Source organism: Bacteroidales bacterium (assembly GCA_021648725.1).
Classification (GTDB): domain Bacteria; phylum Bacteroidota; class Bacteroidia; order Bacteroidales; family JAADGE01; genus JAADGE01.
Map to the genome: position 1 here is coordinate 146,491 of JAKISF010000003.1, position 23,778 is coordinate 170,268.

A 23,778-nucleotide genomic window follows, 5' to 3' on the forward strand; every position below is an offset into this window, starting at 1 on the left:
TTCAAAACGGAGGTGCTTTTTTATTTTGTTTTATTACTTTTGCGAATACTATGGCAAAAATCAAAACAGCATATGTTTGTCAGAACTGCGGAAACAGAGAGGCAAAATGGATAGGACAATGTTCTGCCTGTAATGAATGGAATACTTTCGAAGAAGAAGTTATTGAAAAAAGCAGCAGTATTGTTTCAAGTTCAAACAAAAAAGTTGCAGCAAAGCCTCAACGTATAAAAGATATTACTTTTGAAAAAGAAATCCGAATTAACACTTTAAATGCAGAATTTAATCGTGTTCTCGGAGGCGGTCTTGTTCTCGGCTCAATTGTATTAATAGGCGGTGAACCCGGAATAGGGAAATCAACCTTGGCATTGCAAATTGCTGCTAACTTGGAACATTATAAAACCATGTATGTATCAGGCGAAGAAAGCCTGCAACAAATTAAACTCCGTGCAAAAAGAATTGCATCAGGCGAAAACAATTGCTACATTTTAAGTGAAACAAGATTGGAGGCAATTTTAAGAAATGCCGAAAACCTTAATCCGGATATTATTGTTATAGATTCTATTCAAACAATTTCAACCGAAAAAACAGATTCTTCACCCGGAAGTGTTACACAAATAAGAGAATGCACAACCGAAATCTTAAAATATGCCAAAGAAAACAACAAACCGGTTATTTTAATCGGTCATATTAATAAAGAGGGAAATCTTGCCGGACCGAAGGTTTTAGAACATATTGTTGATACAGTTCTTCAATTTGAAGGAGACAGAAATCATTTATACCGCATTATCAGAGCTACAAAAAACCGTTTCGGTTCAACTTCCGAACTCGGTATTTTTGAAATGAGTAATAAAGGTTTACGTGAAGTTCCGAATCCGTCTGAAATGTTACTTTCACAAAACGCCGAGAACATGAGCGGTGTTGCAGTTTCGGCAACAATTGAAGGAATCCGACCGTTTTTAATTGAAGTTCAGGCATTGGTTAGTACAGCAGCATACGGCACCCCTCAAAGAAGCTCTACCGGCTTTAATTCCAGACGTTTAAATATGTTACTTGCCGTTCTGGAGAAAAGAGCAAGATTTAAACTTGCAACAAAAGATGTTTTTTTAAATATTGCCGGCGGATTAAAAGTCGATGACCCGGGAACAGACCTTTCTGTTGTCTGCTCCGTTTTATCTTCAGATATTGACATTGCTCTTCCAAAAGATGTTTGTTTTGCCGGAGAAATCGGTTTGTCCGGAGAAATTCGTCCTGTTACGCGTGTTGAGCAAAGAATTGCAGAAGCAGCAAAACTCGGATTTAAAAAAATATACATTTCTAAATTCAACAAAAAAGGAATAAACTTTTCAAAATTTGATATTGAAGTTTTCGGAGCATCAAAAGTTGAAGAAGTTTTCAGAGCGTTATTTAAATAAAAAAGCTTATGTTTTTGAGCACTAAGTATAAAAACAAATTTATTTATTATTAAATTTGTAATAAATATATATACTAATCAACAAATTATAATGTTATGAAACATTCAATGAAAATTTTTGCAGCTCTGCTCTGCTTTGTTTTTGTTTTTTCATCATGTAATAAAGTAAAATTTGAAAGTATCAGCGATGTAAAGCTTCAAGTTACATTCGGCAACACAAATGCAACTAAAGCAGATTATGAACTAACAAAACAAACCCCGTCCAATTATTTTGTTGCTCTTAAACGAGTTACGTTGTTGGGAGACGAAGGAACAAACGATTTCGAGATTCTTAATGAAGATAACTTAAACTCTTCTCTTGTATTTGATTTTACCGATACAGAAACAACGCATTCCTTAATGCAAGGAACGACAGTTCCTGACGGGAATTATTCTTCCGTAGAAATTGAAATATATTATTTGCAAATGAAACTAAACATTGCAACAAGTGCCGCAACAGAAGAAAGAAACATAAGAATTTACTTGTCTGATGATGCTGAAACAGAAGGCGGCTTACATCAACCGGGAGATATGACACAAATTAATAATGCCGGAACAGAAGAAGGTTGGTTGCTTGGTAACGGACAAAGCCCTGATATGACACCAATGGCTCCTCGTACGGCAGCATATACAAATGATGAAGATGCTGACGGATTAGGAGACGGAAATATATGGTTTGATTTTGCCGGAAAACCGGGGAATAATTACGGACCTTTCGGAGATACTGATTTTATGAATAATGACCCTCATCCCATTTATTATACTACAATAAACTTTGAATTAATTGATAATAACGGAACAGAAATTATACTGGATTTTAATGTAAATGAATGTTGGCAATTTGAAGACAGAGATTTAAACGGTGCATTCGGAGCCGGAGATCTTTCCGATACTCCGTATCCAACAAAGTGGCACATGGCATTACCGGTAATGACTGTTACTTTACAATAATAGCTCAAAACGAAAAAAAACTCAATTTATGAGGCTTTTTTTATTTGTTCTATATTACTGTATAACAACGAATTTTTTAATTGTTATTGAACCTCCATTCTTAATTTTCACAAAATAGACTCCTTTTGTAAAGTTAGAAACATTAACTTCAAACTTTTTACTTCCTTTTTCTGAATATAATAGTTTCCCCGATATATCAGAAATTAAAATATCAGATATATTGCTTGTTGTTATTGTTAACAAGTTGCTTGCCGGATTCGGATAAACATTAATGCCTGCCGTATTAATGATATTGCTTGTTGAAACAACACCGTTAAACCAATCTATACTTTTTTTAATTATCTCATTTCTTACGCTAACATCTGAAACCATCGGAATATCAAAGCCCAAATAAACAACTTTGTAGTTTCCGTTCGTTGATTTTATTGCGGCACCTTTATTAGAATTATTTAAATAATATAAAAAGACATTTCCGTAACCTACGGCAGACATTTCGTCAGGAAACATATTAGTTCCTCCGTATATGTTAACAAGAGAAGACGTGTTTAAATATCCGAATACATCATCATTCGGATTGGGCGAAATGCTGTTGTTAGAAGTTGAGCCGTCTGCATTAAAAGAAGCATTTAAATAATTTGTATAAAAAGCTTGGGTAATCGTTGTTCCGGTATTTTCCCAGGTATCCCAGCCAAGATCTTGCCCGGCAATAAATAAGTTCCCTCCGTTATCAAGAAAACTTGTTAATTCTGCTGTTATTTCTTCGTTAATTCCCGGGAAAGTCCAAGCAACATTAAAAAATATTGTGTGAATATTATCTAACTTGTTGTTTGCTGCTGCAATCATAAACATATTATACTTACACGAGGTATAATCTTCAACTGAAGCATAATCAAACCCGGCAAAATATTCATCTTCAAAATCAACGGGACTTCCCGTACTCCAAGAGCCCGAATTATGAATTAATAGTGTTCCCGTATTAGCAATGACATAAACTTCAATTTTCTTACTTTGAAGGTTGGGGTTGTTAACCGATACAGCTGTCAGTATATATTTAACAAAGCCTGCTGATGCTCCCGGAGTAATATCAATAGTCATCGCTTCTGTACTTGAACCGTTAATTGTTTCTGTGCCTGTACCGGTATATGTATTTCCGCTTACTGTAAAATTACTGCTCCAGTCAGCCGGTTCGTTTTCTTTTGTCAGAGTAAAAGTAAAATCTTCGTTTGTCAAAAAACCGTTAGTAAAATCAAAAGAAAAAGATGAATTATTCCCTGTTATTCCTTCTTGTATTATTTCAGAAAGATTAGTATATGATCCGATTACATACGTTGTTCCGTTAATTGCCGGAATTTGTATTCCTGAGTAAATTTCTTGATGATCTTCTGTTACAAATACGGCAATATCACAATTGTCAACAATACAAGGAACACTTATAAAATCATTCGGAACGGTGTATGTATATGTTCTTTGTATAAATGTTCCCGAAGTTGTTGTCGTAATTTCTTCGCCCCATTGTCCGGTAATTAAGTCACGCAACATATGGTTGTGAACATAATTGTCTCCTAATCCGCCACCTGTTTGCGGGCCCAAAATACCATTCTGAATTAATGCAATATTTAAAAAATTGCTTGCAGCAGGAGCGTCCGAAGTATAATATAATTCAACATTAATCGTCAGCTCTCTTGTTGTTGTGTTATAGCTTGTTGATGCACCTACATTTACAGGAGAATCTTCTTTCAGCACTCTCCCCGCAGCAGTTTCCCATGCACTTCTGCCCATTGATGTCCCGCCGTTACCCGTTAAATCTGCAAAAAAGTGCCTGTTTACAGAACCGTTCGGATATCCTCCTATTTGAACTTCAGGATCGGCAGCAATAACATCTCCGTATGTTGTTCTGAAATCGGGTTCTCCGCTGTACGGAGCTGCATATCCGCCTGTATGAATATTTATTAAAACCACATCATAAGGATTTGCATCATACATTGCCTGTGCAATTGCATGACCTTCCGGGCAATATACACAATGAATTCCGGTATATTCTTCTAATATAACATTTTTCTTCTCAATATTCGTTGAAACAAGGGTTTGTGCTTGAATAAAACTAAACCCCGCCGTTATAAAACTAATTAGCAATAAAGCTCTTTTTTTCATTGTTCTTGTTTTTGTTTAATATAATCAATAAAAGAAAAATATAAGTCGCTTTTTTTATCATATTTTTTTTTTGATTGAGATTCAATTCTCCAATCATTTTCAGTATATTCCGGAAAAAAAGTGTCTCCGTCAAATTTATGATGAACTTTTGTTATATACATTTTATTTGCTATATTGATGAAGTGATTATAAATAGTTGCACCGCCGCATATAAAAACTTCTTTTTCTCCTTCACAAATCTTAACAGCTTCTTCGGGACTTTGGACAACAACAGCACCTTCAAGGATTAAATTTTTTTGTGAACTTATTACTATGTTTTTTCTGTTCGGGAGAGGTTTAAACGGTAAGGACTCATAGGTTTTTCTTCCCATGATAATTGAATGCCCGGAAGTCAGCTTTTTAAACCTTTTTAAGTCTTCCGAAATATGCCAAATTAAATCGTTATCTTTTCCGATAACATTATTTTCTGCAATTGCCGCTATTATTGATATTGTCATAACTTATACTGATATTGCCCCTTTTATATGAGGATGTGAATTATAATTTTCAAGAGTAAAATCTTCATATTTAAAGTCAACAACCTTTTTAATGTCAGGATTGAGTTTCATTTTCGGAAGTTTCATAGGTTTTCTTGTAAGCTGTAATTTTACTTGCTCAATATGGTTTGTATAAATATGAGCATCTCCCAAGGTATGCACAAAGTCTCCCGGTTCGTAACCGGTTTCTTGTGCAACCATCATAACAAGCAATGCATAAGAAGCAATATTAAAGGGTACGCCGAGAAATATATCTGCACTTCTTTGGTAAAGTTGACACGACAATTTGTTGTCGGCAATATAAAACTGAAACAGAATATGGCAAGGAGGTAAGTTCATTTTGTCTAAATCGCCTACATTCCAGGCACTTACTATGTGTCTTCGGGAGTCGGGGTTTTCTTTAAGTTGTCTGATAACATTTAAAAGTTGATCAATGTGACCCCCGTTTTCGGTTGTCCAAGAACGCCATTGGTAACCGTATATTCTTCCGAGTTCTCCGTCAGGGTCTGCCCACTCATTCCAAATTCTCACACCGTTTTCCTGCAAATATTTTGTATTTGTTGAGCCTTTAATAAACCAAAGCAACTCATGAATAATTGATTTCAAATGAAGCTTTTTAGTTGTAACCGCAGGGAAACCTTCTTGTAAGTTAAAACGCATTTGATGCCCGAAAACACTTATTGTTCCGGTTCCTGTTCGGTCTTCTTTTTTTATACCTTCTTTCAGAACTCTGTCTAATAGGTTTAAATATTGTTGCATATATACCAATTTAAGTTTACAAAAATATCAAATTTATTACAGCTCTTCATTTTTTGAAACAGAATTTTATTAAATTTGTTATCCGGTAGTTTTGAAAGCTTTTGATAATTTTGTGTCGGGTGGGGTTTGGTATAATTTGTGAAGAGTATAAATTTATACAATAATGTTATTTATTTACTTCTATTAAAATAAAAAACTATGAAAAATTTTAACCGATTGAAAAAACTATTAATTGCAAGCAGCACAGCATTAATTCTTGTTTTTGTGTTAATGGCATTTAGTTCTGTTGATAATAATTCCGAAGGAAAAGGATGCCATGTGTACGGAAAAATTAAATTTGTTGATTACGGAGAAGATTACAAAGTGAAATTTGTGGACTATGGTGAAGATTTAAAAATTAAATATGTAGACTACGGTGAAGACAAAGAGGGGCGTTGGAAAACAGTTGACTACGGTGAGGACTATAAAATTAAAATTGTAGATTACGGCGAAGATATTAAAGTAAAAGAAGTTGATTACGGTGAAGGGTGCTAATCAATAAATTGTAAATTTGAAGAAGAAAGGGCATAGATTATTAATTAATACTTTACTACCCGCAAAGTATCCAAATTAAGTCGAATTTTTAGCCACTCTTCCAATGTTTTAGTTTTATTACGAATATGGCTTTTGTAAGTTCCTTTTTTCCAGTTTACAAGTAATGTCGGAATAGTGTCGTATCTGTTCAAACTGTTCAATTCAATGGTTTTTGCAAATGCAAATTGTTCTATTTTGGGATATTGAACTGCCAGCTCTTTTTTAATGTTTTGTAATGGTAGTGTATCTTGTTTTATGTTAATAAGCCGGTTTTCTAAAAATTCAATTTGTGCATTTTTCCCTTGAATTATACCCTCTTGCTTCTTATAAATATCTTCAAGTATTCCTACTCTTAATTTATCTTGAATATCTCTACCGATATTATCAATTTTATTAACCAATGTATCTATATTGTTTTTTTCTTGGTGAAAATTAAGATTCGTAGAATCTGTTACCGTTATTCCTGCCCCTTTGTTTGTTAAACCATAGACTGATAATTTATCTTTAAAATCCTGAATTTGAGCATCAGAAAAAATTAAATCGGTCAGGTATATATCAATGTTTGACAAAGTATCCGAATATACAATATCAGTATAAATTATATCAGATTTATAATTGTTAAAATTTTCTTCGATAAAGCTTTCTGCCCTGAAATTAAACCTGGACTCTTGAATAACATTCCAAAAAATGTTGGCACTCGGAATAATAATAATTAATACAAAAACAATAATATACAGTCTGATTTTCTTTTCTTTTTTCGGACTTACATAGTTCATTAAAGGAAATCGCAAATATTTAACAACAATAAAAGTTGAAATACTTATAAAAACAGAATTTATAAAAAATAAATAGAACGCACCCACAAAATATGACATTTGCCAGGTTGCTAATCCATATCCTGCAGTACATAAAGGCGGCATAAGTGCTGTTGCAATTGCAACGCCGGGAATCACATTGGTTTTTTCTCTGCTCGAACCGGCAACAATTCCTGCCATACCGCCGAAGAAGCCTACAAAAACATCTAATAAAGTAGGCTGAGTTCTTGCAAACAGTTCTGAATTTACTTCTTTTAAAGGAGTTATTAAAAAGTAAACTGTTGATGTTAATACACTTATAATAACGGCTATCAGGAAAAATTTGCCCGAACGTTTAAAGGTATTCCAATCGTTTGTTCCTACTGACAGTCCGATTCCGAGAATAGGTCCCATCAAAGGGGAAATAAGCATGGCTCCTACAACAACAGCTGTTGAGTTTTGATTCAGACCTATAGACGCGATAAAAATAGAAGCTATTAATATCCAAATACTTCTTCCTTTAAAAACAATGTCTCGTTTAATTGTTTCTATTGTTCCGGCATAATCAGTACCTTCATTTATACTGAAAATATCATGAAAAAAATCTGAAATCAAAGAAAAAAGGTTATTGGAACTTTTTGGTTTTTGATTCTTTTCTTCTTCTGAGATTACATTCTGGATTTTATGTGCTTCTCTGTCGTCTAACGGCATGTCAAGGTAATATTAATTGCTTCTTCCGTAAATTTCAGTTATTCTTCTTAAAAATTCCTTGTGTTCAGTCTTTATTTGTTCAAATTCAAAACGATACTCCCAGTTATTTCCTATCGTTCCGGGAATATTAATTCTGTGTTCTTTTCCTTGTTGTAACAAGTCTTGCAATGGTGCTATTGCAATTTTTGCAACCGATGCCCAAATTATTTTCATTAGCAAATGAGCAAAATTTTCATTTGTAAAATTACAATAATCTTTTAAAAAATCAACTTCGTATTCTTGATAATCTTCAAAAACACCTAAACTTGTGTCATTATCATGTGTTCCTGTATAAACTATGCAATTTTTGTCGTAGTTGTGCGGTAAAAACGGATTTGATGCTCCGGAGTTAAAAGCAAACTGTAAAATTTTCATACCCGGAAGTTTGTATTGTTTCAACAGTTCTTTTGCTCCTTCCGATAAGTTTCCAAGGTCTTCCGCTATAATTCTTTCTTTTTCTTTAAGAATTTCGTCTAAAAATTTATTTTCGGGTCCCGGCAACCACTCACCGTTTTGTGCAGTATCATTACCGAAAGGAACGGCCCAAAATTCTGAAAATGCTCTAAAATGGTCAATGCGAACAACATCAAACATCTTCAAATTCATTTTCATACGTTCTTTCCACCATTTATAATTTGTTTTTTTTGAATTTTCCCAATCATAAACAGGGTTTCCCCAAAGCTGCCCGGTTTCTGAAAAATAATCGGGTGGCACTCCTGCAACTTTAATCGGTGTTAAGTTATCATTTAGCATAAAAATCTCAGAATTTACCCACACATCCGCACTATCGCCTGCAACATAAAAAGGAATATCTCCGATAATTTTTATACCTTTTTCATTTGCATAGCTTTTCAATTTAAACCATTGCCTAAAGAAAAAATATTGTATTACTTGGTTTTGTTCTATCCGACTCTTTAAATTACGTTGGTAGGTTTCCAATGTTGTTTTTCTTCTGAATTTGATGTTTTCTTGAAATGTTGATAAAGGTTCTTCTCCGTGTAATTCTTTCAACGCAATAAAAAAAGCATAATCAAAAAGCCAAAAATTTTGTTCTTTCTTGAATTTTTCAAAAGCAGTTTTATCTATATCAGACTTTAAAAATATATCTGCAATTTCATATAACAGCGGAAGTTTCTCTTTTTTAACTTTTTCAAAATCAACCTTATTCGAACAAGCATATTGTAAGTTATTTTCATGAAAAGGTAAAGCCTCAACATCAATAAGCAAAGGGTTTCCGGCAAAAGCCGAATAAGAAGAGTAAGGAGAATTCCCGAAACCGGTATGCCCCAAAGGTAAAATTTGCCAATATGTTTGTTTGGTTTCCGAAAGAAAATCTACAAACCTGCATGCTTCTTCTCCGAAAGTTCCTATTCCGTATTTTCCCGGTAAAGAAGTAATATGCAGTAATATTCCGCTTTTTCTTTCTTCCATTATTATTTCCTTCCCGACAAACTCTTCGGAATTCTTCCCATCTTTATACTTTCCGAACGAAGTCGCCTTCCTACAATTTTTTCAACCGTATTGCCGATTTCTAAAATCTTATCAATATCTATTCCTGTTTCAATGCCCATTTCATCCATCATTACAAGCATATCTTCACCTGCAACCAACCCTACGGCATTTGGGTCTTTATAATAATACTTCCCGGTTCCCGAAACAGGAACACCGCTTACAAAGTTTGCCGGTTGCCCGCCGATGCCTCCCAGTGTTGATTCATATCTTGTAATTCCTGCTTGCAAAGCGACTAAAACATTAGCTAAGCCCCAACCTCTTGTTGTGTGAAAATGAGCAAGATGCAGAGATGTATCCGGCAAAGCGTCCAAAAGCATTGAGTAGTATTTGTAAACTCTGTCCGGAGATGCTGAGCCGTCATGATCGGCATGTTCTATATCATCGGCTCCTATATCTAACCACCTTTTTGTAAAATCAACTGCATCTTTCATTTTTGTAGGTCCTTCAATGGGACATCCCCATATTGTGCTTACCGTTCCGTTAACTTTAATACCGGCATCGTGTGCTTTTTTGATATACTCTTCACTCATTTTCCAATAATCATCATGAGAAAGCCCGGAGTTTTTAAATTGATGCGATTCACTTGTTGAAACCATAAGTAGAATTCTGTCCGGTCCCCACCCTTCTTTTTTTGCTTGAATTGCTCGCTCAATTGCTCGCTCCCTGATAGTTACGACCGTTATTTCAACATCATCTAACTTATCCTTTAACTTTTTACTGTTCCTGATAGCTTTCATCAACTCATCTGCATCTTTAAATTGGGGCATCCCCTTTGGGTTTCCGAAATTTGTAACTTCTATTTTTTTGTACCCGGCTAAAATCAATTGTTCTGAAAGCCAAAGCTTTGCTTCTGTCGGAATAAATTTCTCTTCGTGCTGAAAACCGTCTCTTACGGTAATATCGCCCAAATCTACTTTTTTAGGATATTGCATATTTTTGATATTTTTGTTTAAATTTACATTTTAAAATCGGCAAACAAATATAGTAAACTTTATACAAATAACTTTACCGAATATTTAATGCCGTAATAATCACGGACTTTAGTTAATAACAAAATAAGATGTTGTCGGATATTAATTTAAATAAAACAGAAATAAAGCACATTTTAAAAGAAGTTAAGTGTATTTCCGGTTTTGATTTTTCGGAATATGCACATAGTTTTATTAAAAGGATAACTGAACAGTTTATGATTTCAAATAATATTTTTTCTGATGTTGACTTGATATATCGAATTAATAAATCTGAAGGTTTTGTCGGACAATTTCTTGAAGCGGTATTCGTTCCTCAAACAGAATTGTTCAGAGATGCCGAAATGTGGAATTTTCTTCAAGAAAAAATAATACCCAAATTAGTTTCTAAAAAAGAGTTTAAAATTCATTTACCGTATTCCAAAGGTGGTGAGGAGTTATATTCTTTACTGTATATTCTTAATAAATTTGACTCTTCAAATATAAAAATAAATGTAACTGCAGTTACTGATAAACACTTGAAAGTTATCAAAAAAGGGGAATTTAGTCCAAAACAAACCAAATCCTCAGTAAAAAACATTGAACTTCTTAAATCAGCAGTTGATTCTGACGAAATATTTACAGAAACAAATAATAAATTTAGTGTGAAGCATAATTTCATAGGCGAAATTACTTTTGAAACTTGCGAGTTTTTTAAAGGTCGGTATATTTCAGAATTTGATTTAATATTATTCCGTAATTCAATGATATATTTTAATTCTGCATTAAAAGAAAAATCAATAAAAACGATTATAAGAAGTTTGAAAAAAGGAGCATATCTGATAATAGGAGAAAAAGAAACAACAGGGGCAGAGTCAAGCAAAAAGCTAAAAAGAGTTGATAAAAATGTAAGTATTTATAAAAAGAAATCTTTTGCATAGCAATGGCTAAAATCAAATACATAGTAATAGGCGGTTCTGCCGGAAGCTTTAAGGTTGTAACGGAAATAATTGATGCAATACCAAAGAACTTTCCGTTTACTGTAATTTTAGCTCTACATAGATTAAAGCATATCAAAAACGGTTTTGTAGAGGCATTTGCTCCAAAATCAGAGCTGCCGGTTATTGAACCTAATGATAAAGACCCTATTTCAGAAAAGAAAATTTATATTGCCCCTGCAAATTATCATCTTTACATTGAACCCGACAAAACATTTGCCCTTTCTGTTGAAGAATCTGTAAATCATTCTCGCCCCTCAATTGATTTAACCCTAAGTTCTGCAGGACATTCTTTAAAAGATAAAGTTATAGGAATTATGCTTTCGGGAGCAAATAAAGACGGAGCTGTCGGGCTCAAACACATTAAAGAAAACGGAGGAATAACAATTGTTCAATGCCCGGAAGATTCCATGGTAAGAACAATGCCTGACGCTGCAATAAAAGAAGCAAATCCTGAAAAAATATTAACTTCGCAGCAAATTATTGAATATATAGTAAACCTAAAAAAATAATACTGATGCAAAAATTTTCCGCAAGAAAAATATTATCAGCAATCCTGCTTATTCTAATTCTTGTTTTTGCTTATTTGCTCTTTAAAAAAATAAACCCGGAAGATTCAAACTTTCAAGATATCATATTTTTAGGGGGCATATTCTTTTCCGGCTTATTACTTTTTATGTTAGTTCTGACAAAAGCAACAAGGATTAATAAAGGAATAAATGATAATTCCGAAAAAAAAGAAACAAATATTTCTAAAAATATTGAACAAAAAGAACAACTGCAGAGAGAGCAAATGGAAAACCACACATTAGCAATTATTTCAGATATACAAAAACAAAATAACATTAATGAATTGGCAGAATCTCTTTTAATAAAATTTGCTAAGCAATTTTCTGTTGTACAAGGGGTTGTATATGTCAGACAAAAAGACGATAAAACATTTAAAACAGTTGCAACTTATGCACTTTACGGAGAAACAGATAATTTTGTTGAAGGAATTGGAATAAACGGTCAGGTTGCAATAAATAAAAAACTAAAGCTGATTAAAGAAATCCCGGAAAATTATATTACTGTTATTTCCGGTCTCGGAAGCAGCTCACCAAGCAATTTATTAATACTCCCTTTTGTAAATAAGAACAAAACGGTTGCATTAATTGAACTTGCTGCATTCGATGAATTTCCGGAAATAATTAATGAAATTTATAACGAAATAAATGATTCAATTGCAGAAAAATTTGATTCTCTAAATTAATTAAAATGAACACGTTTATAAACCAATTGATAGATCTAGCAATTGCTGAAGATATCGGCGACGGAGACCACACTTCTTTATCCTGTATTCCAAAAGATGCACAAGGACAGGTACAACTTCTCGTGAAGGAAGCAGGGATTTTAGCAGGTGTTGAGATTACAAAAAAAATAATTAAAAAAATTGACTCTGATCTTAAAATGGAAATCTTTCTAAAAGACGGAACAAAAATAAAACCCGGAGATATTGCATTTAAAATTTCCGGAAAAGTAATGTCTATACTTCAAGCAGAAAGACTGTTACTGAACTTTATGCAACGAATGAGCGGGATTGCAACGCAAACAGCAGTTTATGCAGATTTAATAAAAGATTTACCGACAAAAGTCTTGGATACAAGAAAAACGACCCCGGGACTTCGGCATATCGAAAAAATTGCCGTAGAAATCGGAGGAGGAACAAATCACCGAATGGGACTTTATGATATGATAATGTTAAAAGACAACCATATTGACTTTGCAGGAGGAATAAAATCGGCAATTAATAAAGCAAATGAGTATTTGAAAACAAAAAATAAAGATATAAAAATAGAAGTAGAAGTCAGAAATTTTAAAGAATTGCAACAAGTTCCGGACACAGGAAATGTACACAGAATAATGCTGGATAATTTTACCGTTGAAGACACAAAAAAAGCGGTGAAAATGATTGGCGGAAAATACGAAACAGAATCCTCCGGAGGTATAACATTAAAAACACTGCGAGCTTATGCCGAATGCGGTGTTGACTTTATATCGGTCGGAGCATTAACACATCAAATAAAAAGTTTAGATTTAAGTTTAAAAGCAATTTAACTGAAAAATGGATTACGACGTAATAATAATCGGCAGCGGTCCCGGCGGATATGTTGCTGCAATAAGAGCATCACAGCTCGGGTTTAAAACAGCAGTTGTCGAACGAACTGAACTCGGAGGCATTTGTCTTAACTGGGGCTGTATTCCTACAAAATCACTTTTAAAAAGTGCACAAGTATATGAATATGCAAAACATGCTGAAAATTTCGGTATTGAAATTACGGATGTCAAACCGAACTTCAATAAAATAATTGAAAGAAGCAGAAAAGTTTCTGCACAAATGAATAAGGGCGTTGAGTATTTATTCAAAAAAAACAAGATTACTCTTATTCAGGGTTTCGGAAAACTTGCAGGAAATAAAACAATAGAAGTTACGAATAACAACGAAAAAACAGAAAATTATACGGCAACACACATTATTCTGGCAACCGGCTCGCGTTCTCGAGAACTTCCGAACTTAAAACAAGACGGAAAATATATAATCGGGTATCGAGAGGCTTTAACTTTAAACAAACAACCCGAAAGCATGATAGTTGTCGGCTCAGGAGCAATAGGAACAGAGCTTGCATATTTTTATAATGCAATAGGAACACAGGTTACATTAGTTGAATATATGCCTAATATTGTTCCTCTCGAAGACAAAGATGTATCGGCTCAATTAGGACGTTCTTTAAAGAAAGCAAAAATTAAAGTAATGGTTAAATCCTCTGTCGATAAAGTTGAAATAAAAAATGGCAAATGTGTTGCAACAATTAATTCCAAAGGAAAGGAAATACAACTTGAATCGGATATTGTACTTTCGGCTGTAGGCATTATTCCCAATATTGAAAATATAGGAATTGAGGAAACCGGCATTGAACTTGAAAACGGAAAAATAAAAGTTGATAATTTTTACAGAACAAACATTGACGGTATATATGCAATAGGCGACATAGTACACGGACCTGCACTTGCCCATGTTGCTTCTGCCGAAGGCATAACTTGTGTAGAAAGTATTGCCGGCAAAAACTCGGAAGCTGTTGACTATGAAAACATTCCCGGAGCTGTTTACACAACACCCGAAGTTGCATCCGTGGGTTTAACCGAAGATGATGCTGCAAAAAAAGGTTATGAATTAAAAATTGGGAAGTTCCCTTTCAGAGCATCAGGCAAAGCTGCATCAGCAGGAAATCAAGACGGATTTATTAAGCTTATCTTTGATGCAAAAACAGATTTGCTTCTCGGAGCTCATATGGTTGGGTTAAATGTTACCGAAATGATAGCTGAAATTGTTGTTGCAAAAAAGTTGGGAGTAAAAGCACATGATATTATAAAATCAATTCATCCGCATCCCACAATGTCGGAGGCTATTATGGAGGCTGCTGCTGCTGCGTATGATGAAGCTATACACATATAATCTTAATAATCGCTCATTTCATTTAAACTAAGCATTTACTTTAGGTTGCTGTCTTTTTATATTTTCCGGACCACTCTTTATAACCGTAAATTGCCAACACTAAAAATATTACATATTGGATTCCTGTAAAGCCGTATCCTTTAACAAAATACAAGGGAATAGAAACTATATTTACTGCAATCCAAAATATCCAGTTTTCAAGTTTTTTGTTTGCCATTAGCCACATTGCAGCAAAAGCTGCTCCTGTCGTAAAAGTATCTAAAAAAGGTGTCGCTTTTCTGAATTCCGCTAAACTGCCGGATGTAATTTTTGAAAAAGCATAATTAATAGTTTCTCCAAAACTTAAATCATTAGGTATAACATTATAATATCTGTAAACTGCAATCACAAAAAAAGACGTAAACATAAAAATACCGAATGCTTTAAGCTTATCTTTTTTATCAGATTTTGAAACGGATATATGATTATTTTTACCGTCAACTATTTTGCTCCACATATACCATCCGTAAATGCTCATTAAGGTATAATAAATATTAATAATTAAATCACCGTACAGGCTCCATTGAAATAAAAGGAACACATATAAACCCGTGCTTATGATACCCGAAGGAAAAACGAGAATGTTTTCTTTTTTTGCAAAAAGCACACTTATTACTCCGAATAACGCAGCAATAAATTCTAATGAAATATTAAGTGTTGTCGAATTATTATACGGTTCGGTAAAAAAATCAATTAAGCTCATATCTGCTTATTGTAAATCAGAGTTTACCATTTTCAGTATAAATACAGAAGACGGTATTTTAAAACTTTTTTTAATCTCCTTTGTTAAAATATTCATTACATCGTCATATTTACCAAAAACTTGCGTGCTCATTCCGTTTCGTGAAATTTCAAGCTCTTCGTAATTTTGTAACCGGTGTATAAAGTCTAAAATGGGTGCTTTAAATTCAACTTTTAAAGGATAATAACTTATATCAACTGAAATATTCATAAAATTAAATTATAATTAAGTTTCAAAAGTAATAACAAAGTAATACTTTTATAATTCTAAAATAAAAACAAATTATGACAGTTCAAAATATTATTGCCGCTCAAAAAGTTTTTTTCTTATCAGGGCAAACAAAACCCGTAAAATTCAGAATAAAAAAATTAAAAAAATTAAAAACTGCTCTTCAGGAAAATGAAAAATATTTATATGAAGCAATTTATAAAGATTTCGGCAAATCTGAATTTGAAACTTATGCTACAGAACTTTCCTTAGTATATTCAGAAATTAATTTGTCAATAAAAAAAGTTTCTAAATGGGCAAAGCGGAAAAAACAAAAAACAAATTTGGCAAACTTGCCGGGTAAAAGTTATATTATTCCTGAGCCGCTCGGAACTTGCTTGGTTATAGGTGCTTGGAATTATCCTTATCAGCTTTCTTTAGTACCGCTCGTAGCAGCAATTGCGGCCGGAAATACCGTGATTCTGAAGCCAAGTGAGTTGTCGAAAAATTCTTCTTCAATTATGGCAAAAATACTTAACCGAGTTTTTATTCCGGAAATTATATATGTTATTGAAGGCGGAGTTAAAGAAACAACAGAACTTTTGGAACTGAAATTTGATAAAATATTTTTTACGGGAAGTGTTCCTGTCGGGGAAATAATATACCGGAAAGCAGCAAAAAAACTAATCCCGGTTACACTTGAACTCGGTGGTAAAAGTCCGACATTTGTTTTAAACGATGCAAATATTAAAATGACGGCAAAGCGTATAATTTGGGGGAAATTTTTAAATGCCGGACAAACCTGTGTAGCAACAGATTATGTTTTGGTTGACAAAAAAGTTGAAGAAAATCTTTTGGAAGAATTAAAAAAGCAAATTAATATTCAATTTCCTTCTTTTGAAAAACTTCCTGAAAATTATGTTCAAATTATAAATGACAAAAATTTTGAACGCTTATTAAATTTAATTGATAAAAAGAAAGTTTTTATCGGCGGAACTTTTGATAGAGAAAAACGCATTATTCATCCTACGGTTTTGCATAATATTACATTTGAAGATAATGTTATGAATGATGAAATATTCGGACCCGTATTGCCCGTTATTTCATTTGAAGATTTAGAAAAAACCATTCAAGAAGTTCAAAAAAGACCAAAACCTTTGGCATTATACATCTTCTCAAAAAACAAGAAGATTGTAAAAAACATTCAAGATGAAATTTCGTTCGGCGGCGGTGCCGTAAACGAAACAGTTATGCATCTTACAAACCACCGATTACCTTTCGGAGGAACAGGTTCAAGCGGTTTCGGAAATTATCACGGATATGCAGGATTTCAAACTTTTTCTCATTTTAAAAGTATTTTAAAAAAGCCGTTTTGGTTTGAACCTCCGATAAAATATGCTCCTTATACAAAAAAGAAATTAAAATTGATGAAAAGACTAATGAAATAATATTGTTTATATATTTGCATCTTAATCAATAAATTAATTAAGATTTTGCGACTTTTTAAACGAAACATATACGGCCAAGTTTTATTCCTGAAAAAAGGATTAATCAAATTCTTAGGATATGTTTCTCACAGAAGATACAGCGGATTTAATCAGTTAGAAATTGAAGGTTCGGATATAATAAGAAATTTACCCGAAAACGGGATTATGTTTGTTTCAAACCATCAAACATATTTTGCTGATGTTGCTGCTATGCTTCACGTTTTTAATGCCTCTTTATTCGGAAACGAAAACAGCTTAAAAAGGCCTTTTCGTTATCTTAGAAAACCAAAATTGAACATTTATTTTGTTGCTGCAACCGAAACAATGAAAACCGGTTTGCTGCCGCGTTTGTTTGCGTTAGCGGGAGCAATTACAGTACAACGTACTTGGCGAGAAAAAGGAAAAGATATTGACAGACCTGTGAAACCCTCCGACACAGACCATATAGGCATGGCAATAAAAGACGGCTGGGTAATTTCTTTTCCGCAGGGAACAACAAAGCCTTATAAACCTATTCGAAAAGGAACAGGGCATATTATTAAGCAATTTAAACCGGTTGTAATCCCGATTGTAATAGACGGGTTCAGGCGTTCGTTCGATAAAAAAGGAATATTTATAAAGAAAAAAGGCATTTTACAATCAATGGTAATTAAAAAGCCGTTAGATATAGATTATGAAAAAGAAACAGTTGAAGAAATTGTTGATAAGATTTCTTATGCAATTGAGCAACATCCTTCATTTTTAAGTTCATTCTCACAAGAAGCTTTGCTTGAAGCTGAGAAATTAAATAAAAAGCGTGATTTTTGGGAGTATTAACACTAAAATGATATCCGCATTTTTGAAAATAGTTTAATCATCTTCTTTTTCTTGCGGATAAAAGCTAAAGTTTTTTCCGTTATAGAGCATCAGTTTCGGAATATCGTTTAAACTTTTATCTCTGTTCGTGCCGATTAAAATTCCGTCAATCTCTATTCTTTGCAAACTGTCATTTACAATCATCTTTGTTTTCTTCGGAACATTTTTAATAAAAGAATAATCATCACTAAAATCGTTAAAGGTTATTAATTCACCATATTTTTCTAAGATGTCCGTTTCAACATTAAGAACAATTAGCTTTCTGTTTCCGGTATTAATATTGGTAATAATAAATGCTGCATCTTTTTTATTGTCGGCATTATAATCACCGTAGCAAAATGAATTATACATAGATTTACCCGGTTCGGCAAATATTTGCCATACTTCTTTTTGGTCATCTTTACCGTATAATCTCGCCCTTTCATCTTTTGGTATTTTAGATGTAAATCCGTTCTTTTTTAAGTAACTTGAAATAGCTTTTCTGTATTTTGTTGAAGCAATTAATTTTTTTGCATTTTCATTTCCGAACATTCCCTCAATTGTATAGAATGTTTCGGGTAAAACCAAATATTCAAACGACATGTAACCTTTTTTTTCTCCTACCGAAACTTCTGCCCAGTTATTATCAAGCACTTCATATACTTGAACTTCCGTTCCGAAAGGATAATGCCCTATAACGTATGCATTTTTGTCCTTATCAGACCTTATGTTAAGTTCTTCGCTTATTACCATCATAGTTTTTGACGAAAAATCATCTTTTATTACTTTAATTACCGGACCTAATAACAAATAAACAATAAAAAAGAAAGGAATAATTCCGAACAAAACACCGCTTACAAAAACGGCTTTTGTTTTAAAGGTTTTTTTATCAAACTTTTTTTTTGATTTATTTTTTGAAAAAAGCATCATATCATTTAAATTTATGGTAAATTTGTTTTGTCCAAATTACGACATTAATCATTCAGAACAAAAATAATTTTATTATTTAACCAAACAAAACTTTTACTATGAGAATGAAAATATTAGGTTTCATTCCTATCACAAAAAATCAATTTATTATTTATGAGACAATTCTTTTCTCGTTCTTCTTTTTGCTTACGGTTTTCTTCTTTTCATATAATTTTCCGGAGTATATTGATGATCCTTTAATATTATTTCATGCAAAATATTTAAAGTATGTTACTCTGATTCTAAGCTTTCTTGTTGTTGTCGAAGCACAATATTATCTTAATATTTTTATAGGAAAGCAATTAAAAATTATTGAGAAACAAAAGAAGAAAATTGAATTTCAAAATGATGAAATTAAACAAAGTATTAGATATGCCGGACGAATACAAGAATCAATTTTGCCTCCGAAAGATAAACTGCCGAAAGATTTAAATTATTTTATTCTTTATAAACCTAAGGATATTGTAAGCGGAGATTATTATTGGTTTGCGGAGAAATGCAACAAATTAATAATTGTTGCTGCAGACTGTACCGGGCACGGAGTTCCCGGAGCATTCATGAGTGTTCTCGGAATTTCATCTTTTAACGAAATAATAAACGAAACAGATGAGTGTTTAAATTCCGGCAAAATATTAAATCGCTTAAGAGACCGCATTATTACATCGTTAAAACAAAAAGACGATGATTTAATTTCAGAAGCAGGAATGGACTTAGCCCTAATTATTTATGATAAAGAAAATCGAAAAGTTCAATTTTCCGGTGCAAAAAACCCTTTATTTATTATACGCAAACATACAACTGAAAAAGAAGGTGTTTCGAACAAAAAACAAAAAACAATTTTAGGCTCTTATGAATTAAATCATATTCAGCCGGACAAAATGCCGATAAGTAAATATCCGATAATGGAACCTTTTTCTGTACAAGATATTAATTTACAAAAAAATGACACTTTATATATATTTTCTGACGGTTTTGCAGATCAATTAGGCGGAGAGAGAGGAAAAAAGTTATTAATGAAAAGGTTTAAAGCAATTTTACTTAAAATTCAAGAAAAAAGTATGCCCGAGCAAGAAAAAATTTTAAATGACTTTTTAAACAAATGGAAAAACACGAATGAACAAACTGATGATATTATTGTTTTTGGTATTAAAGTATAAATAAACACAGATTGGACGAAATGACAGAAAAATTCTTTAAACAATATCGTTAAAACATAAATAATTATTCTTTTATTGAAAAATAAATTCAGGGTAAAAATTAAAGTCAGTGTATTATTTGTATACTCAGCATGAAAATATGGGTTCTTATAAAAATTAACATTGATTAAATCATATATTTCATATTTTTAACTTTCTAAATTTACTGAAAATGAAAACAAAACTAATTTTATTTACATTTATAGTTGCTTTTTTTTCTTTAGGTGTTTTTTCTCAGAATAACGTAACCGTAACAGATAATGCATCTCATACTGCTGATGCATCAGCAGTATTGGATATTTATTCAACGTCTAAAGGAATGCTTGTGCCGAGAATGACAACAACTCAAATTTTATTAATCTCAAATCCGGCTACCGGCTTGCTGGTTTTTAATACAGATCTTAATTCATTTTATTTTCACAACGGTTCTGCTTGGCAAAACTTATCCGATCCGAGCGGAGGAATATGGGGGGTTAATACAACTACCGGAGATGTATATGTAAACGACTTACAAACTAACATAGGAATAGGAACAAGTCAACCTGTAAGCAAATTAGCCGTTCATGCAAACTCAGGAGCAAATCCTGACGATCCGCTTTTTGTTATTCAAGATGAGTTCGGAGAACCAATTTTTGCCGTTACATCCGAAGGTGTAAGAATTTTCGTTAAATCCGGGGCAAAAGCACTCTCCGGCGGCTTTGCTGTAGGAAAATACGGTGCTGCAAAAGCGGGAGAAGAGTATTTAAGAGTAACTCCCGACAGTACAAGAGTCTATACCCAATATTCTCCGAAAGCAGTCTCCGGCGGTTTTGCTGTAGGAAAATACGGTGCCGCAAAAGGTGTTGATAACTATTTAAAGCTAAATAATGAAAACTATTTAATGGGGCACAGAAGCGGAAGCAACATTACATCCGGTTTATACAATTTGTTTTTAGGATATGAAACAGGACTTGCCGATACATCAGGAAGTAAGAATATATTAATCGGACATAATGCCGGTTTCAACAACTTATCCGGTAATGATAATATTTTTGTCGGACTTATATCCGGATACAACAACACCGTAGGCAGAAATAATATCTTTATGGGAAATGCTTCGGGCTTTGATAATACAACAGGAAGTTATAATGTTTATATCGGTGATTCTGCCGGCTTCAGAAATCAAGACGGATGGTATAATGTTTCAGTAGGGTATTATGCCGGACATACAAGCACAAATATGAATAACAGTACATTTGTAGGTGCAGGTGCCGGAATGTTGGCGCAAGGAAGTGACAATACCTTTGTCGGAAACAGTGCCGGTTCATTTACAAGTGCCGGTGTCGGAAATACATGTTTAGGTTTAATGGCAGGCTTAAATATAAAAACAGGAAACAATAATGTATATATAGGAAGAAATGCGGGACATGACAATGAAGGAAGTCAAAACACATGTGTCGGAGAATCTGCCGGTTACTCCGGAGTAGGGAGTAATAATGTTTTTATCGGATATGGTGCAGGTGCTTTTGAAACAGATTCTAACAGACTATACATTGATAACAACGCAAACAATGCAAACAATACATTAATATATGGCGAATTCGACAACAAAATATTAGCACTCAATGCAGATGTAGGAATAGGAAAAATAAATCCCGCAAATGCAGCTTTAGATATTATTTCAAATAAAATTGCCGGATGGGCTGCAAAATTTGATAATGACGGAAATGATATATCAAGGTATGGTATTCTGATACAAGCGGGCAACGATAATGCTGTGGGAACTAATTACTTTATTGATTTTAAAGACGGTGACGGAACATACACAGGCTACATACAAGCTGTTGACGGAGTATTATCTTTATTTGATATAGTAAAAAGCAACAAAGAAAGCACAACAAATTCTAAGCTTAACGGTTTAGACATAACAAATAAACTAAATATTGTTGACTATAAATACAAAAACAATAAAATAACCGGTTTTGATGCCGTGCAAGCTAAAGAAATTTACCCTGCAATGATTTCAAAAGATATAAGAACCGGAAATTTAGCAATAGACCAAACAAAACTTATTCCTGTATTAACAAAAGCAATACAAGAGCAAAACTCTGAAATTGAAAAATTAAAGACTGAAAATATAGAATTAAGACTTGAAATGGATGAACTAAGAAAAATAATAGAACAAAAATAAAAAAACATAATATTCTATCAAATGAAAAATTTACAAATATTATTCATTATGTTTCTTTCATTATGGGCAGAAGAAAGTATTGCACAAACGGGAATAATTATTAATTCAGGGGCAAAATTGGAAATTAATAATGCCTATTTAAAAATTAATGACGGAGATTTCATAAACAATTCTTCAGAAAATACGTTTCTCGGAACAATTGTATTTAACGGCAGTTCTGGCCAAACAATCGGCGGAACAACAAACAGTAAATTTGATATGTTGATTATAAATAACGGTAATACCGTAAATTTAGAAAATAATCTATATTTAATAGGCGGAGTAGTTTTTAACAACGGCATTTTAAATGTTAATAATTATGATTTAACCTTAGCCCCCCCGGCTATATTAGACGGAACATTTTCTTCCGGCAGTATGATTAACCTTGACGGAGCAGGGAAAATTATTAAGGAAATTGAATCTAACGATAATATATTGTTTCCTGTCGGAGATTTAACATCGGGAGCAGATTATTCGCCGGTTGAAATAACTTTCAATTCCGGAACATTCAACGCAAATGCTTTCTATACTATTGATTTAGCAAACAGCAAACATCCCGGAAACACAAGTAGTTCTGATTATTTGAACAGATATTGGACAATAACATCAAGCGGAATAACTAATTTTTCGTGTAATACAACTTTTAACTATACAAATAACGATATTGCAGGAACAGAATCAAATATATACGGAGGTATATGGAACGGAACAAACTGGGCATTATTAGGTCAGGCATCAGCTTTGCAGTTTTCAGGAACATTAAATGAATTCGGAGAAATAACAGGTGCCGAAGAAGCTATGCTTGGCGGAATAAATAACTTAACATCTGAAAACATACAAGTTTATTATGATAACGGTTTTATTAAAATTAATACTCCGAATAACATTAACCTATCACATGTCGAAATATATAATTCTGTCGGACAATTAATTACAATTAAAGATTTATCAAAAACTCAACTGAATGAGTTTTCGTTCAACAATGCTAAAGGATATTATTTATTAAAACTTTTTACCGATAAAACATCAATTACAAAAAAAGTATTACTCTAAATTAGGGCTTGCTGATTTTTAAATTAGATGAACATAATTATTTGAGGCACAGCAAAATAATAGCAAAAAACATGTTGAAATATTTGTATAAGTGCAATGCTTTTTATATATTTATAGCATAAAACCTT

The 23,778-nt window shown here is 33.0% G+C and carries 22 protein-coding genes; 13 read left to right on the plus strand and 9 right to left on the minus strand.

Annotated elements, in window-relative coordinates:
* The first annotated feature begins 50 nt into the window (after positions 1 to 50).
* Both radA and L3J35_02310 read left to right on the plus strand, forming a co-directional pair.
* The gene (gene radA / locus L3J35_02305) at positions 51 to 1,412 is read left to right on the plus strand and encodes a DNA repair protein RadA (GenBank protein MCF6365011.1); all 1,362 of its coding nucleotides are present in this window, start codon (positions 51 to 53) and stop codon (positions 1,410 to 1,412) included.
* 95 nt (positions 1,413 to 1,507) lie between these two features.
* Positions 1,508 to 2,401, plus strand: a complete 894-nt coding sequence (locus L3J35_02310; GenBank protein MCF6365012.1) for a hypothetical protein — start codon at positions 1,508 to 1,510, stop codon at positions 2,399 to 2,401.
* 54 nt (positions 2,402 to 2,455) lie between these two features.
* Here L3J35_02310 and L3J35_02315 read toward each other — a convergent pair whose 3' ends face one another.
* From L3J35_02315 to L3J35_02325, 3 genes are read right to left on the minus strand one after another with little or no spacing between them, the layout of a single operon-like run.
* On the minus strand, positions 2,456 to 4,552 hold the full coding sequence (locus tag L3J35_02315; GenBank protein ID MCF6365013.1) for an Omp28-related outer membrane protein: 2,097 nt from the start codon (positions 4,550 to 4,552) through the stop codon (positions 2,456 to 2,458).
* On the minus strand, positions 4,549 to 5,049 hold the full coding sequence (locus L3J35_02320; protein ID MCF6365014.1) for a dihydrofolate reductase: 501 nt from the start codon (positions 5,047 to 5,049) through the stop codon (positions 4,549 to 4,551). The genes L3J35_02315 and L3J35_02320 overlap by 4 nt, the downstream gene beginning before the upstream one ends.
* Before the next feature lie 3 nt (positions 5,050 to 5,052).
* Complete coding sequence (locus tag L3J35_02325) at positions 5,053 to 5,847, minus strand: thymidylate synthase (protein MCF6365015.1); 795 nt, start codon at positions 5,845 to 5,847, stop codon at positions 5,053 to 5,055.
* Positions 5,848 to 6,045: 198 nt separating this feature from the next.
* Here L3J35_02325 and L3J35_02330 point away from each other — a divergent pair, with 198 nt between their 5' ends.
* Positions 6,046 to 6,381, plus strand: coding sequence for a hypothetical protein (locus tag L3J35_02330; GenBank protein ID MCF6365016.1), 336 nt, complete (start codon positions 6,046 to 6,048; stop codon positions 6,379 to 6,381).
* Positions 6,382 to 6,425: 44 nt separating this feature from the next.
* Here the strand turns inward: L3J35_02330 and L3J35_02335 are convergent, their stop codons facing one another.
* From L3J35_02335 to L3J35_02345, 3 genes are read right to left on the minus strand one after another with little or no spacing between them, the layout of a single operon-like run.
* The gene (locus L3J35_02335) at positions 6,426 to 7,925 is read right to left on the minus strand and encodes a DUF389 domain-containing protein (protein ID MCF6365017.1); all 1,500 of its coding nucleotides are present in this window, start codon (positions 7,923 to 7,925) and stop codon (positions 6,426 to 6,428) included.
* A 12-nt stretch (positions 7,926 to 7,937) separates the two neighbouring features.
* Positions 7,938 to 9,395 carry a 4-alpha-glucanotransferase gene (gene malQ / locus L3J35_02340; GenBank protein ID MCF6365018.1) on the minus strand — a complete coding sequence of 486 codons (1,458 nt, stop codon included), beginning with the start codon at positions 9,393 to 9,395 and terminating at the stop codon, positions 7,938 to 7,940.
* 2 nt (positions 9,396 to 9,397) lie between these two features.
* Positions 9,398 to 10,408, minus strand: coding sequence for a hypothetical protein (locus L3J35_02345; GenBank protein MCF6365019.1), 1,011 nt, complete (start codon positions 10,406 to 10,408; stop codon positions 9,398 to 9,400).
* A 128-nt stretch (positions 10,409 to 10,536) separates the two neighbouring features.
* Between L3J35_02345 and L3J35_02350 the strand changes: the two genes are divergently transcribed.
* From L3J35_02350 to lpdA, 5 genes are read left to right on the plus strand one after another with little or no spacing between them, the layout of a single operon-like run.
* Positions 10,537 to 11,364: a hypothetical protein gene (locus L3J35_02350; protein MCF6365020.1), complete on the plus strand. Its 828-nt coding sequence runs from the start codon at positions 10,537 to 10,539 to the stop codon at positions 11,362 to 11,364.
* Positions 11,365 to 11,366: 2 nt separating this feature from the next.
* Positions 11,367 to 11,933, plus strand: a complete 567-nt coding sequence (locus L3J35_02355; GenBank protein ID MCF6365021.1) for a chemotaxis protein CheB — start codon at positions 11,367 to 11,369, stop codon at positions 11,931 to 11,933.
* 5 nt (positions 11,934 to 11,938) lie between these two features.
* A complete protein-coding gene (locus tag L3J35_02360; GenBank protein MCF6365022.1) occupies positions 11,939 to 12,673 on the plus strand; it encodes a hypothetical protein in 735 nt (244 codons plus the stop codon).
* Positions 12,674 to 12,678: 5 nt separating this feature from the next.
* On the plus strand, positions 12,679 to 13,518 hold the full coding sequence (gene nadC / locus L3J35_02365) for a carboxylating nicotinate-nucleotide diphosphorylase (protein MCF6365023.1): 840 nt from the start codon (positions 12,679 to 12,681) through the stop codon (positions 13,516 to 13,518).
* Between the two features lie 7 nt (positions 13,519 to 13,525).
* A complete protein-coding gene (gene lpdA, locus L3J35_02370) occupies positions 13,526 to 14,914 on the plus strand; it encodes a dihydrolipoyl dehydrogenase (GenBank protein ID MCF6365024.1) in 1,389 nt (462 codons plus the stop codon).
* 40 nt (positions 14,915 to 14,954) lie between these two features.
* Here the strand turns inward: lpdA and pnuC are convergent, their stop codons facing one another.
* Together pnuC and L3J35_02380 are read right to left on the minus strand one after the other, a co-directional pair.
* Positions 14,955 to 15,656, minus strand: a complete 702-nt coding sequence (pnuC, locus tag L3J35_02375) for a nicotinamide riboside transporter PnuC (protein MCF6365025.1) — start codon at positions 15,654 to 15,656, stop codon at positions 14,955 to 14,957.
* Between the two features lie 6 nt (positions 15,657 to 15,662).
* Positions 15,663 to 15,905, minus strand: a complete 243-nt coding sequence (locus L3J35_02380) for a hypothetical protein (GenBank protein ID MCF6365026.1) — start codon at positions 15,903 to 15,905, stop codon at positions 15,663 to 15,665.
* Positions 15,906 to 15,979: 74 nt separating this feature from the next.
* Between L3J35_02380 and L3J35_02385 the strand changes: the two genes are divergently transcribed.
* Together L3J35_02385 and L3J35_02390 are read left to right on the plus strand one after the other, a co-directional pair.
* Positions 15,980 to 17,350 (plus strand): aldehyde dehydrogenase family protein, encoded by a 1,371-nt coding sequence (locus tag L3J35_02385; GenBank protein MCF6365027.1) that lies wholly within the window; start codon positions 15,980 to 15,982, stop codon positions 17,348 to 17,350.
* Positions 17,351 to 17,395: 45 nt separating this feature from the next.
* Positions 17,396 to 18,205 (plus strand): 1-acyl-sn-glycerol-3-phosphate acyltransferase, encoded by an 810-nt coding sequence (locus L3J35_02390; protein MCF6365028.1) that lies wholly within the window; start codon positions 17,396 to 17,398, stop codon positions 18,203 to 18,205.
* A gap of 33 nt (positions 18,206 to 18,238) precedes the next feature.
* On the opposite strand, the gene L3J35_02395 is transcribed toward L3J35_02390, so the two are convergent.
* Positions 18,239 to 19,153, minus strand: coding sequence for a hypothetical protein (locus L3J35_02395; GenBank protein MCF6365029.1), 915 nt, complete (start codon positions 19,151 to 19,153; stop codon positions 18,239 to 18,241).
* A 98-nt stretch (positions 19,154 to 19,251) separates the two neighbouring features.
* Between L3J35_02395 and L3J35_02400 the strand changes: the two genes are divergently transcribed.
* The 3 genes from L3J35_02400 to L3J35_02410 all read left to right on the plus strand — a co-directional run bounded on the left by L3J35_02400 (position 19,252) and on the right by L3J35_02410 (position 23,650).
* The gene (locus L3J35_02400) at positions 19,252 to 20,349 is read left to right on the plus strand and encodes a serine/threonine-protein phosphatase (protein MCF6365030.1); all 1,098 of its coding nucleotides are present in this window, start codon (positions 19,252 to 19,254) and stop codon (positions 20,347 to 20,349) included.
* A 211-nt stretch (positions 20,350 to 20,560) separates the two neighbouring features.
* Entirely contained in the window at positions 20,561 to 22,558 is a 1,998-nt protein-coding gene (locus L3J35_02405; GenBank protein ID MCF6365031.1) for a hypothetical protein, read from the plus strand.
* A 21-nt stretch (positions 22,559 to 22,579) separates the two neighbouring features.
* Positions 22,580 to 23,650: a T9SS type A sorting domain-containing protein gene (locus tag L3J35_02410; GenBank protein ID MCF6365032.1), complete on the plus strand. Its 1,071-nt coding sequence runs from the start codon at positions 22,580 to 22,582 to the stop codon at positions 23,648 to 23,650.
* Positions 23,651 to 23,778 lie beyond the last annotated feature (128 nt).

Bases quoted from the DNA above. Each gene is read 5' to 3' on its own strand.
- lpdA (MCF6365024.1), top strand. From the start codon at position 13,526: ATGGATTACGACGTAATAATAATCGGCAGCGGTCCCGGCGGATATGTT.
- L3J35_02320 (MCF6365014.1), bottom strand. From the start codon at position 5,049: ATGACAATATCAATAATAGCGGCAATTGCAGAAAATAATGTTATCGGA.
- radA (MCF6365011.1), top strand. From the start codon at position 51: ATGGCAAAAATCAAAACAGCATATGTTTGTCAGAACTGCGGAAACAGA.
- L3J35_02335 (MCF6365017.1), bottom strand. From the start codon at position 7,925: ATGCCGTTAGACGACAGAGAAGCACATAAAATCCAGAATGTAATCTCA.
- L3J35_02345 (MCF6365019.1), bottom strand. From the start codon at position 10,408: ATGCAATATCCTAAAAAAGTAGATTTGGGCGATATTACCGTAAGAGAC.
- L3J35_02410 (MCF6365032.1), top strand. From the start codon at position 22,580: ATGAAAAATTTACAAATATTATTCATTATGTTTCTTTCATTATGGGCA.
- L3J35_02325 (MCF6365015.1), bottom strand. From the start codon at position 5,847: ATGCAACAATATTTAAACCTATTAGACAGAGTTCTGAAAGAAGGTATA.
- pnuC (MCF6365025.1), bottom strand. From the start codon at position 15,656: ATGAGCTTAATTGATTTTTTTACCGAACCGTATAATAATTCGACAACA.
- L3J35_02310 (MCF6365012.1), top strand. From the start codon at position 1,508: ATGAAACATTCAATGAAAATTTTTGCAGCTCTGCTCTGCTTTGTTTTT.
- L3J35_02380 (MCF6365026.1), bottom strand. From the start codon at position 15,905: ATGAATATTTCAGTTGATATAAGTTATTATCCTTTAAAAGTTGAATTT.
- L3J35_02360 (MCF6365022.1), top strand. From the start codon at position 11,939: ATGCAAAAATTTTCCGCAAGAAAAATATTATCAGCAATCCTGCTTATT.
- L3J35_02350 (MCF6365020.1), top strand. From the start codon at position 10,537: ATGTTGTCGGATATTAATTTAAATAAAACAGAAATAAAGCACATTTTA.
- L3J35_02385 (MCF6365027.1), top strand. From the start codon at position 15,980: ATGACAGTTCAAAATATTATTGCCGCTCAAAAAGTTTTTTTCTTATCA.
- L3J35_02315 (MCF6365013.1), bottom strand. From the start codon at position 4,552: ATGAAAAAAAGAGCTTTATTGCTAATTAGTTTTATAACGGCGGGGTTT.
- L3J35_02400 (MCF6365030.1), top strand. From the start codon at position 19,252: ATGAGAATGAAAATATTAGGTTTCATTCCTATCACAAAAAATCAATTT.
- L3J35_02395 (MCF6365029.1), bottom strand. From the start codon at position 19,153: ATGATGCTTTTTTCAAAAAATAAATCAAAAAAAAAGTTTGATAAAAAA.
- malQ (MCF6365018.1), bottom strand. From the start codon at position 9,395: ATGGAAGAAAGAAAAAGCGGAATATTACTGCATATTACTTCTTTACCG.
- nadC (MCF6365023.1), top strand. From the start codon at position 12,679: ATGAACACGTTTATAAACCAATTGATAGATCTAGCAATTGCTGAAGAT.
- L3J35_02405 (MCF6365031.1), top strand. From the start codon at position 20,561: ATGAAAACAAAACTAATTTTATTTACATTTATAGTTGCTTTTTTTTCT.
- L3J35_02355 (MCF6365021.1), top strand. From the start codon at position 11,367: ATGGCTAAAATCAAATACATAGTAATAGGCGGTTCTGCCGGAAGCTTT.
- L3J35_02330 (MCF6365016.1), top strand. From the start codon at position 6,046: ATGAAAAATTTTAACCGATTGAAAAAACTATTAATTGCAAGCAGCACA.